The 16,437-nt window shown below is 46.1% G+C and carries 18 protein-coding genes; 10 read left to right on the forward strand and 8 right to left on the reverse strand.

From position 1 onward, the window contains the following. Window positions 1-51 precede the first annotated feature (51 nt). Window positions 52-480, forward strand: a complete 429-nt coding sequence (locus ACFQ2O_RS12690) for an IPExxxVDY family protein (protein WP_377528153.1) — start codon at window positions 52-54, stop codon at window positions 478-480. Between the two features lie 3 nt (window positions 481-483). Continuing rightward, window positions 484-1,914, forward strand: coding sequence for a pyruvate kinase (gene pyk / locus ACFQ2O_RS12695; protein ID WP_377528155.1), 1,431 nt, complete (start codon window positions 484-486; stop codon window positions 1,912-1,914). 355 nt (window positions 1,915-2,269) lie between these two features. Here pyk and rpsT read toward each other — a convergent pair whose 3' ends face one another. Beyond that, the gene (gene rpsT, locus ACFQ2O_RS12700) at window positions 2,270-2,533 is read right to left on the reverse strand and encodes a 30S ribosomal protein S20 (protein ID WP_377528157.1); all 264 of its coding nucleotides are present in this window, start codon (window positions 2,531-2,533) and stop codon (window positions 2,270-2,272) included. Window positions 2,534-2,729: 196 nt separating this feature from the next. Between rpsT and ACFQ2O_RS12705 the strand changes: the two genes are divergently transcribed. From ACFQ2O_RS12705 to ACFQ2O_RS12715, 3 genes are read left to right on the forward strand one after another with little or no spacing between them, the layout of a single operon-like run. Beyond that, a complete protein-coding gene (locus ACFQ2O_RS12705) occupies window positions 2,730-3,833 on the forward strand; it encodes a cytochrome-c peroxidase (RefSeq protein ID WP_377528159.1) in 1,104 nt (367 codons plus the stop codon). A gap of 6 nt (window positions 3,834-3,839) precedes the next feature. After that, window positions 3,840-4,589 (forward strand): MbnP family protein, encoded by a 750-nt coding sequence (locus ACFQ2O_RS12710; RefSeq protein ID WP_377528161.1) that lies wholly within the window; start codon window positions 3,840-3,842, stop codon window positions 4,587-4,589. 12 nt (window positions 4,590-4,601) lie between these two features. Further along, window positions 4,602-5,708 (forward strand): cytochrome-c peroxidase, encoded by a 1,107-nt coding sequence (locus tag ACFQ2O_RS12715; RefSeq protein WP_377528163.1) that lies wholly within the window; start codon window positions 4,602-4,604, stop codon window positions 5,706-5,708. 89 nt (window positions 5,709-5,797) lie between these two features. On the opposite strand, the gene ACFQ2O_RS12720 is transcribed toward ACFQ2O_RS12715, so the two are convergent. Continuing rightward, on the reverse strand, window positions 5,798-6,181 hold the full coding sequence (locus ACFQ2O_RS12720; RefSeq protein WP_377528165.1) for a hypothetical protein: 384 nt from the start codon (window positions 6,179-6,181) through the stop codon (window positions 5,798-5,800). A gap of 118 nt (window positions 6,182-6,299) precedes the next feature. Between ACFQ2O_RS12720 and ACFQ2O_RS12725 the strand changes: the two genes are divergently transcribed. After that, window positions 6,300-7,256 carry a YheT family hydrolase gene (locus ACFQ2O_RS12725; RefSeq protein WP_377528167.1) on the forward strand — a complete coding sequence of 319 codons (957 nt, stop codon included), beginning with the start codon at window positions 6,300-6,302 and terminating at the stop codon, window positions 7,254-7,256. Between the two features lie 360 nt (window positions 7,257-7,616). Here ACFQ2O_RS12725 and rsmG read toward each other — a convergent pair whose 3' ends face one another. From rsmG to ACFQ2O_RS12745, 4 genes are all read right to left on the reverse strand, one after another. Further along, window positions 7,617-8,252: a 16S rRNA (guanine(527)-N(7))-methyltransferase RsmG gene (rsmG, locus tag ACFQ2O_RS12730; RefSeq protein ID WP_377528169.1), complete on the reverse strand. Its 636-nt coding sequence runs from the start codon at window positions 8,250-8,252 to the stop codon at window positions 7,617-7,619. Window positions 8,253-8,292: 40 nt separating this feature from the next. Next, entirely contained in the window at window positions 8,293-8,511 is a 219-nt protein-coding gene (locus ACFQ2O_RS12735) for a hypothetical protein (protein WP_377528171.1), read from the reverse strand. 176 nt (window positions 8,512-8,687) lie between these two features. Then, window positions 8,688-9,296: an RNA polymerase sigma factor gene (locus ACFQ2O_RS12740; RefSeq protein ID WP_377528173.1), complete on the reverse strand. Its 609-nt coding sequence runs from the start codon at window positions 9,294-9,296 to the stop codon at window positions 8,688-8,690. Beyond that, window positions 9,287-10,390, reverse strand: coding sequence for a glycosyltransferase (locus ACFQ2O_RS12745; protein WP_377528175.1), 1,104 nt, complete (start codon window positions 10,388-10,390; stop codon window positions 9,287-9,289). The genes ACFQ2O_RS12740 and ACFQ2O_RS12745 overlap by 10 nt, the downstream gene beginning before the upstream one ends. Before the next feature lie 305 nt (window positions 10,391-10,695). Between ACFQ2O_RS12745 and tgt the strand changes: the two genes are divergently transcribed. The 3 genes from tgt to ACFQ2O_RS12760 all read left to right on the forward strand — a co-directional run bounded on the left by tgt (window position 10,696) and on the right by ACFQ2O_RS12760 (window position 13,953). Further along, the gene (gene tgt / locus ACFQ2O_RS12750; RefSeq protein ID WP_377528177.1) at window positions 10,696-11,826 is read left to right on the forward strand and encodes a tRNA guanosine(34) transglycosylase Tgt; all 1,131 of its coding nucleotides are present in this window, start codon (window positions 10,696-10,698) and stop codon (window positions 11,824-11,826) included. Between the two features lie 102 nt (window positions 11,827-11,928). Beyond that, a complete protein-coding gene (locus tag ACFQ2O_RS12755) occupies window positions 11,929-13,005 on the forward strand; it encodes an LptF/LptG family permease (protein ID WP_377528179.1) in 1,077 nt (358 codons plus the stop codon). Beyond that, window positions 13,006-13,953 (forward strand): DMT family transporter, encoded by a 948-nt coding sequence (locus ACFQ2O_RS12760; RefSeq protein ID WP_377528181.1) that lies wholly within the window; start codon window positions 13,006-13,008, stop codon window positions 13,951-13,953. It abuts the gene before it with no gap. Here the strand turns inward: ACFQ2O_RS12760 and ispE are convergent. Then, a complete protein-coding gene (gene ispE / locus ACFQ2O_RS12765; protein WP_377528183.1) occupies window positions 13,909-14,718 on the reverse strand; it encodes a 4-(cytidine 5'-diphospho)-2-C-methyl-D-erythritol kinase in 810 nt (269 codons plus the stop codon). The two genes, ACFQ2O_RS12760 and ispE, sit on opposite strands and share 45 nt — an antisense overlap. A 176-nt stretch (window positions 14,719-14,894) precedes the next feature. Beyond that, window positions 14,895-16,025, reverse strand: coding sequence for a trans-sulfuration enzyme family protein (locus tag ACFQ2O_RS12770; protein ID WP_377528185.1), 1,131 nt, complete (start codon window positions 16,023-16,025; stop codon window positions 14,895-14,897). Between the two features lie 171 nt (window positions 16,026-16,196). Here ACFQ2O_RS12770 and ACFQ2O_RS12775 point away from each other — a divergent pair. Continuing rightward, on the forward strand, window positions 16,197-16,437 hold a 241-nt coding region (locus tag ACFQ2O_RS12775), incomplete at its 3' end, for a hypothetical protein (RefSeq protein ID WP_377528187.1).

Here is a 16,437-nt window from a genome sequence, read left to right on the forward strand (position 1 = left end):
TATTCTGATTTACAAGCATAGGTTTCTTATTTTAGCATTTCAAAGTTTAGCATGAAAACACACCGCCTGCATATAGAGTATAATTTTGGCTTTGACGTGTATGGGCTTGTTTCTTCTAGCAAAGACTACAAGCTGGCGTGGATCCTTAATAAATTATTGAACCTGCACCTCATCAAAAGCGAAGACTTGTGTTACAACAGGTTTGAGAAAAATGGTATGTTGATTTCAAACTTTGAGTACAGATCCGAAAACAATGTAGTGCGCTTGTTAAAAAACAAAGCCCTTGGCAGCTCAAGCCTTAAAAAGCCTTTTTTGCTGCCAGATATAAAAGAGTATGACTATGTGCTGCAAATAAACGGGGCTATGCAGCAACTGCGTCCGCAGGAATTCTTTAATAAATTAGCACGGGTTCCGCTGGTGCAGTATGTCAAAAGGTTTGACCCTCTCACACTTAAATTCAAAGAGAACCTGATCTTCTAAAGTATGGAAATTTCATTTAATAAGACAAAAGTGCTGGCCACGGTTGGTCCAGCCAGTAACTCCTACGAGCGTCTGGTAGACCTTGTAAAGGAGGGTGTTGATGCCTTTCGTTTAAACTTCTCGCACGGCGAGTATGCTGAACATCAGAAAGTGATCGATCATGTGCGCCGCATTAACCGCGAACACGGCACGTATATCGCGTTGGTGCAGGATTTGCAAGGCCCGAAAATCAGGATGGGCGAAATAGAAAACGGTGGCGTTGAGATTCGCGAGGGAGAGACCATCAAACTGCGTTGCGATGGCTCTGTGAGCAGCAGCAGTCACCTGGCTACCAGCTACACCGAACTGGCAAGGGATGTAAACGTGGGTGACTCTATACTTATCGATGATGGCAAACTGGAGGTAATCGTTACCAAAACTGATAAGGATGTAGAAGTTGAAGCCACTGTAAAATACGGCGGCATTGTAAAGCCACGCAAAGGCATAAACCTGCCTAACACGAAGGTATCTGCTCCTTCTCTTACTGAGAAAGATATAGAAGATCTACAGTTTGGGCTGGATAACGATGTGGAGTGGGTAGCGCTTTCTTTTGTTCGTACAGGAAAAGACATACAGGAAATCAAGCGCCTTATTAAGGAGCGCGGCAAAGACACCCGCGTTATCGCAAAAATCGAGAAGCCTGAAGCAATCGAGAATATTGACGAGATCGTGCTTGAAGCAGACGCCCTGATGGTAGCCCGTGGCGACCTTGGTGTGGAAGTAGGTATGGAAAAAGTACCTATGATGCAGAAAATGCTGATTGAGAAGGCAAACCAAGCCGGTAAACCTGTGATTGTTGCTACGCAGATGATGGAAAGCATGATCGTGAACCCTCGCCCAACACGTGCGGAGACGAACGACGTAGCCAACGCTGTGATCGACGGAGCGCACTGCCTGATGCTGAGCGCTGAGACCGCTGTAGGCGCCTGGCCACTTGAAACCATCCGTAGCATGAACCTAACCATTCAGATGGTAGAGGAGCAGCACGAGGGAGTTTTCCACAGAAACTTTACCTTAGACCCTGCGTCTGCTACGTTCTACAACGACAGCCTTGTTGCCAGCGCCTGTTACCTGGCCCGCGACACAAAAGCCAGTGCTGTTATTGGCATGACGAAGTCTGGGTACACAGCTTTCCAATTGGCCAAGTACCGTCCAAAGGCACACATCTTTGTTTTCACAGAGAACAAGCAGCTGCTTAATACACTAAACCTGGTTTGGGGTGTGCGCGGATTCTACTATGATAAGTTTGAATCTACTGACGGCACTATTGCCGACATCAAGCAGACACTCTTAGATGGTGGTTATATTCAGAAAGGTGAAGTATTTATCAATACTGCCAGCATGCCTATCAATGAGCAGAAGCGTACCAACATGATTAAGCTGAGTGTCGCTTAAGTTTATACTTAATCATAAATCAGAAAAGGCCCCGGAGCAGAAGCATCGGGGCCTTTTCTGATTTAAAGGGTATTAGCATGGCCTATGTCCAGTTCCCCTAGGCCTGTTCTTATAGGCTGTGAACGCAAAGTCTATAAGGACTGTGGCTTCTGCTAACCAAGAGAGGCTGGGTGGCAAGCACACACCACCTGCTTTGAATAATTTAACTGTGCAGCAGGAGCTCTACCTGCGCAACCCTTGGCAAGCAGAAAGTTTGCACACCTAATAGCGCACTTCTTGTTATACCAGAATTAATATACATACAAAAAAGCCTTACACTTGTGGTGCAAGGCTCCTTTTACTGAAACAGCAAAAATTAAGCAGCAGTAGCCAGGCCGTTAACGAACTTAGCCAATTTAGACTTGTTGTTAGCTGCTTTGTTTTTGTGTATGATGTTTTTCTTAGCCAGACGGTCAAGCATAGAAGAAACAGTTTTGTACAGTTCCTGCGCCTCAGTTTGGTCAGTTGTGTTTTTTAGTCTCTTGATAAAAGTACGAGTAGTTTTCGCCTGATATCTGTTACGAAGACGTTTAGCGTTATTCGCTCTGATTCTTTTTAATGCCGACTTATGGTTAGCCATGTTATTCTATAATATTAAATCTTTTGATTCCGTTTCCTAAATTAGTCTGCAAAGGTATATCCTTTACAATTAATTTCCAAAGCACTCCACACAAAAAAATATGAGGCGCTCATCTTTCACAAAGATAACTAATTCAGCGCGTTTAACCTACATTTGATACTGTAACAGTATAGCAATTATTTATGTATAGCGTATCATGGCAACAACAAATCACCTGTTCCTGCTACTGGCCCTGGTTTTCACCCTCTCCTCCTGCTCTTCCAGTAATGAGGAAACACCTGCCGTAACGCAAGAAACACCTACTCCCTATACCCTTACACTCCCGAAACACTTTCCTCAAAACTATATAATACCGGAAGATAATGCTCTAACCGAAGAAGGGATAGCGCTTGGTCGCCACCTTTTTTATGAGCGAAAGCTTTCTGGCAACAACACGATGTCGTGCGGCAGCTGTCATCAGCAGGAAAAAGCGTTTACTGATGGCAAAGCACTTAGTTTAGGAATTGATAACATACCGGGTAAGCGCAGCTCCATGAGCCTTGCTAACATGCTTTGGTTTAGTCAGTTTAACTGGGACGGCAAGGCTCAAAGTCTGGAAGAGCAAGCACGTATCCCTATAGAAGACCCGCTGGAACTACATGGCAGCCTGGCCGGTGCAGTTACAAAACTAAAAGCCACTCCCCTCTATCCGCCCTTGTTTCGCAAAGCCTTTGGCGACACCACCATTACAGAAGACAGGATTTTAAAAGCCCTTGCGCAGTTTCAGCGTACGCTGATATCGGCCAACTCACGCTACGACCGCTACATGAGCAATCAGGAGCAACTAAGCCCCGACGAGATAGAAGGCATGCAGCTGTTCCTGACACACCCTGACCCCAGCACCAATACACGCGGCGGCAACTGCGGCGACTGCCATGGCGGCACACTTTTTTCGCTCCGCACGTTTCATAACAATGGGTTGGATGCCACTATCTCTGACAATGGCTTAGGAGATGTAACTGGTCTGGCAAAAGACAACGGAAAATTCAAAGCTCCATCGTTACGTAATATTGCCCTCACAGCACCCTATATGCACGACGGCCGCTTTACTACACTAGAACAGGTATTGGATCACTATAACGATCACCTGAAGTATAACAGTCCTAACCTGGACCCGCTTATTATTGAAGCCAGCAATGAGCCTGGCGGAAAAACACTACTACTCACAGCAGACGAAAAAAGAAAGATCATTGCTTTTTTACATACACTCACTGATTCATCGTTTACCAAAGACAAACGGTTTTCAACTCCTTTTAAATAATACTCCATGAAGTATAAGTACAGAAGTTTAATGGCCAAGCTTGTGCTTTTTGCTGCAATGGCCCCTTTGTTCAGTGCCTGCTCAGACGAGGAAGATGCCGTGGCTGAGGCAGATGTTGCGGTGCAGTTTCAGAACCTGGTAGACGGACAGCCCATTGAGCTAAACAAGACCTACACCAGCCCCGCCGGCGACACGTACCAAGTAGAAGACTATAAATATTATATCAGCAATATAAAGTTGCTTGATGCCAGCGGAAATGTGGTGTATACAGAGCCGGAAAGCTACCACCTGATCAACCAGACAGAAGAAAAAACAGCCTTTACCCTTGCTAAAGTACCTGCGGGCAAGTATAGCAAAATTGAGTTTAGCCTTGGGGTGGATGCGGCACATAACCACTCCACCGATCAGCCAGGAGACCTTGACCCCAGCAACGACATGGTTTGGAACTGGGATACCGGATACAAGTTCCTGCTGCTGGAAGGCACCTATACCGGCAACACCAAAAGCGGCGGGCTTATCTTCCATATCGGCCATGATGCCAACTATAAAACGTTCACCTTACCTTTACAGCAACCACTGGACATCAGAACCTCGCCTGCTTATACCTTGCAAATCAGTTCTGAGCTAAACGCGCTGTTTCAGTCTCCGCACCTGATAGACTTTGATGAACTGAACACTGCCATGGGCGGTGAAGCTGCCCTTAAAATAGTGGAGAATTATACGACTGACTTCTTTCAGCAAGCTATTGCAAAATAGTGACTTGATCCAATGATCTGCCGGACAGCCATACTTGTTGCTTTTACTGTGCTTGGCCTGCTGCTGGCAGGGTGTGAAAAGAATGCGCAGGAAGCACCGACACAGCAGCCTGTGCCGCTGCACCTAAACGTGCCTGCTAACCTTGCTTCCGCAGTTCCCTCCCCTGAGCGTAATCCTTTAACTGCAGAAGGGGTAGCATTAGGACGCGCGCTGTTCTACGACCCTATTTTATCAGCCAATAATAAGGTTTCATGTGCCAGCTGCCACCAACCTGACAAAGCCTTCTCTGATGGGCAGGCTTTAACTACAGCAGGTGTAACAGGTAAGCAGCTCAAGCGGAATGTGCCAGCCATCATCAACCTTGCCTGGCAAAAGAGCTTCTTCTGGGATGGCGGAGCCAAAGACATCGAATCACTTACCTTTGGCCCTCTTACCCACGCCGATGAGATGGCCCAGGACTTAAAAGAGCTTACTAAGGAGCTGCAGCAGCATGCAACTTACCCACAAATGTTCCGGCAGGCTTTCGACTCCGACTCCATTACCTCGGCAAGTATAACCAGGGCGTTAGCACAGTTCCAGCGCACGCTTATTTCTGCCAACGCACGCTATGACAAGTACAAACGCCAGGAAGCTGGTGGAGCGCTGTCTGATGCAGAGCTAAAGGGATTCGTATTGTTTCAGCAGCATTGTGGCAGTTGCCATACTTCTGATTTTTTTACTGATCAGGATTATCACAATAATGGACTGGATGTGCTGTATTCAGAAGACGATGAGAGATTGGCATGGGGCCGCGGACGCATCAGCCAACAGGCAGGTGATATTGGCAAGTATAAGACACCTACACTTCGTAACATAGCCCTCACGGCACCCTACATGCATGATGGTCGCTTTGCCACCCTGGAGCAGGTGCTGGTCCACTATCGCACAGGAGTAAAGCCGTCTCCATCATTAGCCCCACAGCTACAGCAGCCGAACGGCCAATTTGGTTTACCTATCACAGCAGCAGAGCAGGAGAAAATCATTCTATTTCTGCATACCCTAACTGATGAAGAGTTTACACAGAGCAAAGCCTTTGCTAAGCCTGCTAAAGCAAGTATAAACCCTTCACTCTACCCTTGATGGCCTTCAAAGCAAAAGCCACTGTAAAACTTACAGTGGCTTTTGCTTCATACATTGCTGCCGGTTTAGATTCTTCCGCTGCACGTCTATTAATCAATATTGCCAAGGCGGCCTTGCACTTTATTTTCAAATTCATTCCAATCATTCTTGGTGCTCTCCCACGCCTGGCGCGTTTCATCATCCCAGTCTGCAGAGGCCTCTTCCATTTCTCTTTCGCGGCGCTGATACTCGGTGCGCATCTCACGGTATTCTTCTTCTGTTACTTCATCAGCACGGGCTGTGTTGGTTGATACCCAACCATGGAAATCGTCATAAGCTGCTCTGCCTTCCATTTCAGATTCCTGCACAATGCCTCTTTCAGCTTCCGGTTCACCAATTGGTGTTTCTGTTCCTGTGTTTTGATCACAGGCAAACATGAAAGTACCTAGTGCCAAAGCAAATCCTATTGTTTTAAACTTTGCTATCATTTTCATAGTTTTAAAGTATGTTGCTCTACCTTTATACGCTAATCAGTGGTGTATTGATACTGGTGAGGGCTTTCCGGCCTGATATGCCATTTTGTTCGATTGCTATTACACTCAAATTTTCCTCATGCCACTTGTAGCATCTACTTATAAAGCGCCCTTTTATCTTTTTAACGGCCACCTTCAAACCATTGTGCCAAGCTTATTCAGGCAGGTAGATGGCGTGCAGTATGAGCGGGAGCGTATCGTTACACCTGACCAGGATTTTATAGATGTAGATTGGTCAAGGGTTGGGTCAGATACACTGATTGTGCTTTCTCACGGCTTAGAAGGTGACACCGGCCGACCGTATATGACAGGCATGGTCAAGGCTTTTAATGCGAGGGGAATTGATGCTATGGCGTGGAATTACCGCAGCTGCAGCGGCGAACCTAATAAGCTGCTCCGCTCCTATCACCTTGGCGCTTCTGATGATCTTCACTTTGTGCTGCAGCATGCTTTGGCTGCCCAAACCTATCATACAGTATACTTAGCCGGTTTTAGTGCAGGAGGTAATATCACGCTGAAGTATCTGGGTGAGGCGCCAGACCAGGTTCCTGCCCAGGTAAAACGTGCCGCTGTTTTCTCTACCCCTGTTGATCTAAAAGGATCTGCGCAGAAAATTTCTCGGATATACACGCAGCGCTTCCTCAAGACTTTAGGAAAGAAGCTGGAACAGAAGCAGCAGATGTATCCTGGGGAATTAGACTTAAGCGAGTATAGTTTGCGATGGTCTTTTCCTGAGTTTGATGATCGCTACACAGCTCCTATTCACGGTTTCAAGAATGCAGAAGACTACTATGCCCGCGTCAGCTCTAAACAGTTTCTAAAGAATATTGAAATACCGACGCTGCTTGTAAATGCAAAGAATGATCCTTTCTTATCACCGGAATGTTATCCGATACAGGAGGCGCAAGCTAATGCAAACTTATACCTGGAAATGCCTGCCCAAGGTGGTCACGTTGGTTTTGCTGAGGATTTCAGAAAGCACCGGTATTATTCAGACGCAAGGGCTGTTAGGTTTTTACTGGATGATGAGAAGTAACGCTACTACTGCACAAGCCTAGGGATTCGCTATACCTGATACAGCTGTACTTCCACAGTCGTCCACTCTGCCGTAAGTTGTCACACTAAGGTGCAAGTCACGCTATGGTGCATGTCTTCAGACTTGTATCCTACTATGGTGTCGAGGTTGCAACTCGACTGGCTTGAAAAGCCAAAGCTGAAGGAGCTCCTGAAATTTATATAGGTACAGGTCGCGACCTGTCCGCGCAATACCACTTGATATGAAACTTATACTTGGGAAATAGCAGCTACTGAACATTCCCCTCCTCCGAGGGGTTAGGGGTGGGTTCACCAGAATTTTTCAGCTACAGCGCTTAAACTTAAACAGCAACTACAGGCGCTACTTCTCCCTGAGCGGCACGTATACCACTTTCTTTGTCTCAAAAAATTCTTCGCTGAAAAAGTCTCTTAACTCAGTAGTATGGGTAATAAGACCCGACTCTGCTAACTCTTCCTGAAGCTCTCCGCCTTTCAGGTAGTATAAGCCTTCTTTTTCAAGTCCTGCTTTTTTAAAGCTGTTCATCACCCAGGGCCAGAAATTGGCGAGGCGCGTAACGGCGCGGCTTACCACAAAATCATACTTATCGCGCACCTGCTCGGCACGGGTATGCGAGGCAGTAACATTGTGGAGGTGCAATTCTCGGGCAATTTCGTTTACCACATGTATCTTTTTGCCAATAGAGTCTACCAAATGAAACTTCACCTCCGGAAACATCACTGCCAAGGGCAAACCAGGAAGTCCGCCACCCGTACCCACATCCAGCACCGACGTATGCTCTGGAAAAGACACCACCTTGGCAATACCTAGAGAGTGGAGAATGTGGTGCACGCCTAGCATATCCATATCCTTGCGCGAGATCACGTTAATTTTCTGGTTCCACTCCTGGTACAGTTCGCCCATCTGCTCATACTTCTTCAGTTGGTCTTCAGTAAGTTCAGGAAAATAGCCGGAAAGCAAGATGCGGATGGAGCTCATATTGATTATAAATGATGAATTACAAATTATGAATGCGTTCTTAAGACACGACAAAGTATAAAACAGCTGCTACCAGTGCCACAACAGCAACTACGGCTAAGGCCATGAACAGGTCGAAGAGCAGCACAAGGCCAGCATTTTTATACTTACCCTCGTACTTTACCTGTAACTCCTGCTCTACCCGCTCTTGCCTGCGCAGGCGCAAGTATAAGTACTGCTTCCCGATTCCTTCAAGTATAGTATCAGCTACTCCTGGCATATTCTAGTTATACTTCACAAGTATAAATCCTGTGTCCTTTGTCTTGCTACGTGTGTCTCTACTGCTGCAAAAGTATGAAATATGAACGGAACTAGCGTAAAGTATAAAGCCCCGGCTGCACGAGGGCAACAGGGGCTTTAACCGTAATCAATATATTAACCTTAATTCAATGCTTATTAAATGAGGTGCTTTTTGTTTTTCACCATGTCATAGAGCAACTCGCGGGCACGGTGCAGCTGCGCTTTTACGGTACCAAGCGGTGCGTTAAGCTCCGTTGCAATCTCCTCGTAGCTAAGTTCGTTAAAATAACGCAAGGTAACCAGGCGCTGATACTTGTCTGGCAGTTTAGCCACGACATACTGCATAATCTCGATCTTCTGATTCTTGATCGCTTCTTCCTGCGGATTCAGGTTCTTGTCCTTAAAGTCGATCGTTATCTCATCGCCGTTGTCGATTTTGATAGCCGAGTCGATAGACATGGTTTTGATTCTGTTCTTGCGAATAAAGTCGATGCAGTTGTTGGTAGCGATCCGGAACAGCCAGGTACTGAAGGCATACTCGGGATTAAACTTATGCAGGTTTTTAAACGCTTTGGCAAAAGCCTCTATGGTTAAGTCCTCTGCATCGTCAGCGTTGCGCACCATCTTCAGCACTACGTGGTACACGGGCTTCTTGTAGATACTCATCAACTCGGCATACGCCTTTTCGTCTTTTTCTTCTACCGCCGCCTGAATTAGCTTAAAATCATGCTTTGCTTTTGCAGAGAATTGTTTATTTACTTCCATCTGAATTGTTTATACAGTAACACAGATATCCCAAGGAACAAGTAGTTTACAAAGTAAACTAAATCCAGCACAGGCATCAGCAACAAGGGAATCTTATCGTTTAGTCTGCGGGCAGCTGCGAGATATACAGGAAAAACTGCTACGTAACGAATACAAACCAAAGCGCCCAATATAGCGAATTGGCTATTTACAACCATAAGAATAACGAAAAGTATGTAAAAAAGTATATTCGATACAACAAAAGCTCCTATTCTTCTTCTGTCTGCTGCTTTATATTGCCCACCAACCGATAAGTGTCTTCTTTTCTGGACAACCCACTCCCGAAACGTCTTTTTGGGAACGCTAATTGTCTGTGCCTCCTTGTCGATAACAATACTAACCTTACTATTGTTGGCTGCATCGCGAACAAAAAGATCGTCGTCGCCGCCCATTAATTTGATGTGCGATGCAAAACCCTTGTTTTTAAAGAAACACGCCTTAGTGTAGGATAAGTTTCGGCCAACGCCCATGTAGGCTCGGCCTCTGCTTGCTTGAGACAAATACTGAATTCCGGTCAGCAAGGTTTCATATCGGATAAGCTGATTTAGAAATCCTTTTAAATGTGCATACGGAGCATAGCCTAGTACTACTTCTGCGCCAGTTTGATAGCCGCTTTGCATCTTTTGAATCCAATTTTTGCTGCACGGGCGGCAGTCGGCATCTGTGAACAGCATGTGCTCATACTTGGCAGCGCGTATACCCAGCGCCAAGGCATACTTTTTAGGATTTAAATAATCCGGTGTTTTCTTGATAGTGACTACCCGGAAGTTCGGAAACTGCCGCTCCAGCTCATAAGTATAAAATTCAGTGTCGTCTTCAGAACGGTCGTTTACGAGCAATACTTCAAACTCGGGATAATCCTGATCCAGCAAAGCAGGCAACAGCTCTACCAGGTTCTCCAGCTCATCATGTGCCGCCACAATAACGGATACCGGCCGCTGCACATCCGACTCCGGGTCCTGGTGCTTGGTGAGCGGCAAAAACCTAAAGAAGACAAAATATAGCTGCACCAGCACACAAAGGGCCAATGCTCCGAGAAGTATTAGTGTAACCAATTTTAGAGTTCCGAATTACGAGTTCCGAATTACGAGTTCCGAATTACGAATGATGCGTAAGCATTACGCCGATTCCCATACCTGGCACGACTCCTTCAGTACATCATCCTCTTTCAAAATTAGGCAAAGTATAGCCATTTCCGAAGGGAGTTCTAAATTTAAAGTTGGTTATGGTTTGTGCAGGCGTAGTTTGTATCTTTGCCGGTTGATTAAAATCTCAGAACTTAAAGAAAAAGAAGCCTTTGAAGGCAAAACTGGCATTTGGTGTTGTTTTTGCAAGATGATGCGCCAGTAACGATACAACCATGCAATTTAACTTAGTAGCCACAGACGCTCAATCAAAAGCACGCGCCGGTGTGGTGCAAACCGAGCACGGAGTCATTGAAACACCTATTTTTATGCCCGTTGGCACGGCAGGCACTGTTAAGGCAGTACACCAGCGCGAACTGAAAGAAGACATAAAAGCCGAGATTATACTTGGTAACACCTATCATTTATACTTGCGCCCAGGGTTACAGATACTGGAGCAGGCAGGCGGCCTTCATAAATTTAACGGCTGGGACCGTCCTATACTTACCGACAGCGGTGGCTATCAGGTGTTCTCGCTGGCTGGCACCAGAAAGATAAAAGAAGAAGGTGTCAAGTTTAAGTCGCACATCGATGGCTCTACCCTAAACTTCACGCCGGAAAACGTGATGGACACGCAGCGCATTATTGGTGCTGATATCATCATGGCCTTTGACGAGTGCACCCCCTACCCTTGCGATTACGGCTATGCCCGCAACTCTATGGAGCGCACACACCGCTGGTTGCAGCGCTGCGTGGATCGCTTCGACAGCACGGAGCCCAAGTATGGCTTCGATCAGACGCTCTTCCCGATTGTGCAGGGCAGCACCTACAAAGACCTGCGTGTGCAATCGGCAGAGACCATTGCCAGCTTTGGCCGCGAAGGCAATGCCATTGGCGGTTTATCGGTAGGCGAGCCAGCCGAAATGATGTATGAGATGACCGAACTGGTCTGCGATATACTGCCTAAAGATAAGCCGCGTTACCTGATGGGTGTGGGTACGCCAGCCAACATACTAGAAAACATTGCGCTGGGCGTAGACATGTTTGACTGTGTGCTGCCAACGCGTAATGCCCGAAACGGGATGCTGTTTACCACCCAAGGCATCATCAACATCCGAAATAAAAAATGGGCAGATGACTTTAGCCCGATAGATGCAGAGTTAGGCGGCTACGCGAGTACGTTCTACAGCAAAGCTTACCTGCGCCACCTTGTACACGCCGGCGAGTATTTAGGAGGACAAGTGGCTAGTGTACACAACCTTACCTTTTACCTGTGGCTGGTAAAACAAGCCCGCCAAAGAATCATAGATGGAACTTTCCGTGACTGGAAAGATGTGATGGTAAAGAAATTAATGACAAGGCTCTAGCGAGCCAGTTAAAAGTTAAGAGTTGAAAGTTAAAATTCATGCACAAGTATGACCGCAGACACTCACTCTTAACTCTTAACTTTTAACTCGTAACTAACTGAAGTGAAGCTCCTCGATAAATACATACTTAAGAAATTCCTGACCACGTATGTGTTCACGGTACTGATATTGGTGGCTGTTATTCTGGTAATCGACTTTACCGAGAAGAACGACGACTTTATCAAAACCAACCCGAGCGTGTATGAGATCATTTTCGACTATTACCTGAACCTGATTCCGTTCTACGCCAACATGCTTAGCCCGATTACAGTGTTTATCGCTACTGTTTTCGTTACGGCTAAGCTTGCCTCTCATACAGAGATCGTAGCCATGCTGAGCAGCGGCATCAGCTTCAGACGTTTGCTGGTGCCTTACCTAATGGGCTCCACTTTAATTGGCGCTGTTATCTTTGTTCTGATCGGATGGATAATTCCAAACGCCAATAAAGAGAGCGTGGCTTTTCAGGTTAAGTATATCAAAAGCCCTTTTACCTATGACAGCCGTAATATTCACATCAAAATAGGGCCGGAAACTTATGTGTACATGGAGAGTTACAACAACTCGGCACATGTGGGTTATAACTTTGCACTGGAAAAGATTGAAGGCACTAAGCTAAAGCAAAAGCTGGCCACCAACAGCATTTCCTGGAACGAGGAAAAAGAAAAGTGGCACATAGACCGCTACACCCTGCGCACCTTTAACGGCGAAAAAGAAACTATCTATAAAGGTGCCAACCTTGATACAACGCTGAACCTTCGCCCTAAGGACTTTGAAAGCACCTATAAGCTGGAACAAACGCTAACGCTGCCCCAACTCAACGACTTTATAAACGAAAAGATAGAACGTGGAGCAGACGATATAGAGATTTACCTGATTGAAAAATACGAGCGCTTCAGCTATCCTTTTGCAATTATCATATTAACAGTAATCGGCGTGATTGTGAGTGCACGCAAGGCTCGGGGTGGAGTTGGTGTACAGATAGCCTTGGGGTTCATGCTGGCCTTCATTTTTATTATTTTTGTTATCACCAGCCGAAGTTTGGCTCAAGTTGGCGATATTGCCCCGCAAATTGCCGCCTGGATTCCGACTTTCGTATTTACAGGTATTGGAGCTTTGTTATACCGTTACGTACCGCGCTAAATGCCGAGCTTAAAACACTTTATAGAGCTTCACTTTGTTATTTTCCTGTGGGGTTTTACGGCCATACTTGGTAAGCTGATCAGTATACCTGCAGTGGAGTTGGTGGCGCTGCGTACATTCATTACCGCACTTGCCCTGGGAGCCATTATTTACAAACGTGGTACTCCCTTTTGGATGGGTCGGGCCATGGCATTAAAGATTATCGGCGTAGGCTTTATCATTGCAGCCCACTGGATTCTGTTTTTTGCCGCTGCCCGTGTAGCATCTGTGTCTATCTGTCTGGTGGGCATGGCTACTGCCAGCCTTTGGACAGCTTTTCTGGAGCCGCTTATCTCTAAGACTAAAGTAAAGCCGCATGAGATTTTGCTGGCCCTGCTCATTATTCTGGGCCTTTACATCATCTTTCAGCACGAAACAAGCTTTGATAGCATCATCGGCATTGCTATGGCTGTGGGCTCTGCCTTGCTTGCCTCTATCTTTACAATTATTAATTCCAGGTTGGTTAAACTGGTACCTTCTACCACCATTACCTGCTACGAGATGGCTGGTGCCTGCCTTGGCACTGTTTTATTTTTCCCGATATACACGCAATTTTTTGCAGCAGGAGGCACATTGGCCTTTGGCATGCAGCTGATGGATTGGGTATACCTGCTTGTACTTACCCTTGCCTGTACTGTTTATGCCTACACGGCTGGTGTACGCCTGATGCAGCGCTTTTCAGCCTATACCATGAACCTGACGGTCAACCTTGAGCCAGTATATGGTATTATTCTGGCTATTCTTATTTTCCCGGAAAGTGAGAAACTTTCTTCCGGTTTCTACTTAGGAGCGTCGGTTATTTTGCTGAGTGTATTCATTTATCCTGTACTAGATACATTTGACAAACGCCGCAAGAAGAAAAAGCTACAGCAGACCTTTCCAGATAGCGTAGTGGTCAGGAAAGACTAGCTCTCCGGGTTCTTCTGTTTTAAATAGCCCATACACCGCTGAGCCCGAGCCAGTCATGGAAGCATATACGGCACCAGCCTCATACAGCTTGCTCTTTGCCTGCTGCAGTTCAGGATACTTCGGGAAGAGAGCTGTTTCAAAGTCATTCTTAAGTATGTCGTGCCATATCTCTACGTCCTGCTTTAAAAGCATGTGCATATCGCAGGACGGTTGTTGCGGTTTTATACTTCCGTAGGCTTCGGCTGTGGTTATGTGTATACCAGGATACACCACTACACAAGTATAACCACTCAGGCTTAACTTTACAGGCTCAAATACATCGCCTCGCTCTGTTGCAATTACTGGCTTGTTCTGCACAAAAAAAGCACAATCAGAACCTAGTTGGCGTGCATAGTTTTCAAGTGCGTCTGCATCAAGCTTCAACTCAAACAGCTTGTTCAGCATACGCAGGGTGAACGCTGCATCAGCCGAGCCTCCTCCTAAGCCAGCACCCATCGGAATAACCTTGTGCAGGTGCATGTGTACTGGAGGCAGGCTATAATCCTGCTGCAACAGTTTATATGCTTTCAAACAAAGGTTGCTCTCTGAGCTTCCAGGCACAGGCAATCCTGTCATTTTAAATTGCTCTTCTGTAGACGGCAATATTTCAAGCGCATCACACCATTGCACCGGATAAAAACAGGACTGCAGGTTATGAAACCCATCCGACCGCTTTTCTGTGATGTATAAACCCAGGTTTATTTTTGCATTAGGGAAATCGAGCATGTATGGTATAAGTCTTTAACGACGTATTGATCTTGATTTAAACAACTAAGGGAGGTAACGCTGGAGTACAACTTTCTCAGCAACAGCACAAGGAATGCTACAGTTGAGATTACTTAGCCCACCGCTTCAGCAGCCACCAAGTCTCTTACGAATATTCTCAGCTTCTAGTGCTGAAATTAAACTGCCGCTAAGCCAGCTTCTAACTCAGCGACTAGTTCCTCTGGCTCTTCAATGCCAACCGATAACCGGATAACGCCAGCTGTAATGCTCATTTTCTGCTGCTGCTCTGGGGTTAGAGAACGATGGGAAGAACCCAAGGGATAAGAGATAGAAGTATTGACACCCGCTAAAGACGGTGCAAAAGGTATAGTTGGTAAGGCTCTCATAAACCTGTTCACAGCCTCCGTATCATCTACTATTTTAAAGCTCATCATCCCTCCGAACAGGCCCTGCCCCTGCTGCTTTGCCAACGCATGCTGCGCGTGTTCCTCTAAGCCGGGGTACCATACTTTCTCTACCTTCGGATGCTGTTGCAGGAAGTTTGCCAGCACAAGCGCATTACTGCTGTGTTGCTTCATACGCAGGCGTAGAGTTTTTAGACCTCGGGCAGCTAACCATCCGTCAAACGGGCTTAGGTTAAGGCCATATACCATCATCACCTTCTGTACCCGCTGCAGGTGCTCCTGCTCTTTACAAACCACCACACCAGCTGTTACATCGCTATGCCCTGAAAGGTATTTTGTAACACTGTGAATCACCATATCTGCCCCAAGCGCAAGTGGCTTTGTAAGAACAGGTGTGGCAAATGTATTATCAATTACCAGCAATATCCCTTCGCGCTTTGTCTCCTGTGCCAGCCTCTGTACATCAAATACCTGAAGCAAAGGGTTGCTCATGGTTTCTACCAAAAACAATTGCGTTTCCGGCTGCACGTAGTTTGCCAGGCTATACGTATCTGCAGTAGGCACAAAATCTACCCGAATACCTATACGTGTCAGCTCCTGCGATAGAAGCGCAGATGAACCGCCATAGATTTCTTCCGCGCATAGTACATGATCACCTGCTTTGCAGACAGCCAACACCGCCGCAAGTATAGCCGACATGCCCGATGAAGTCACAACTGCTCCTGCGCCTTGCTCCAACTGATTTACCTGTTGCGCTAGTTCATCTGTGTTAGGGTTGCCATAGCGGGTATACATGTAGCTCTGCCCTGGCTGCTCAAAGTATTGCTCCAGTGCATTCAGGTCATCAAAGGCAAAAACCGAGGTTTGGTAGATAGGTGTGGTTTTGGGCTGTATATGTGGCATAGGAAGTATAAAGTTTGCCTCAAGTTAAGGAGGATTTTTATATATTGTAAAGGTGTGGCTGGGGAGGTATAAATTTTTATACGCTAAGGTATAAAGTACTCCAGCTAAAGGGCCAATAACCGGAACAGTGTCTTATATACAATAGTTGTGCTACAATTAAAATAAAAAAACATGGATTTAGAAGCTTTCGAGAAGAACATAAACTCACACGATTCTAGTTTATCGGAAATGCTATCGGCTGTTCTTGAAACGGAAATTGAAAATCAAGCTTTGCTAAGGACTCTTTTAATGAACCAAGCAATGTTGTTTGAAATGCAAAACCCAAGTAAATCAGCCAGCGAGTATGAGCAAGAATTTATGGGAGTAGTTAACGACTTGAAGAATGAGAAGCTGGCTTCTGTAGTCAATAGAA

The organism is Pontibacter rugosus, from assembly GCF_042678745.1.
GTDB classification, from domain to species: Bacteria; Bacteroidota; Bacteroidia; order Cytophagales; family Hymenobacteraceae; genus Pontibacter; species Pontibacter rugosus.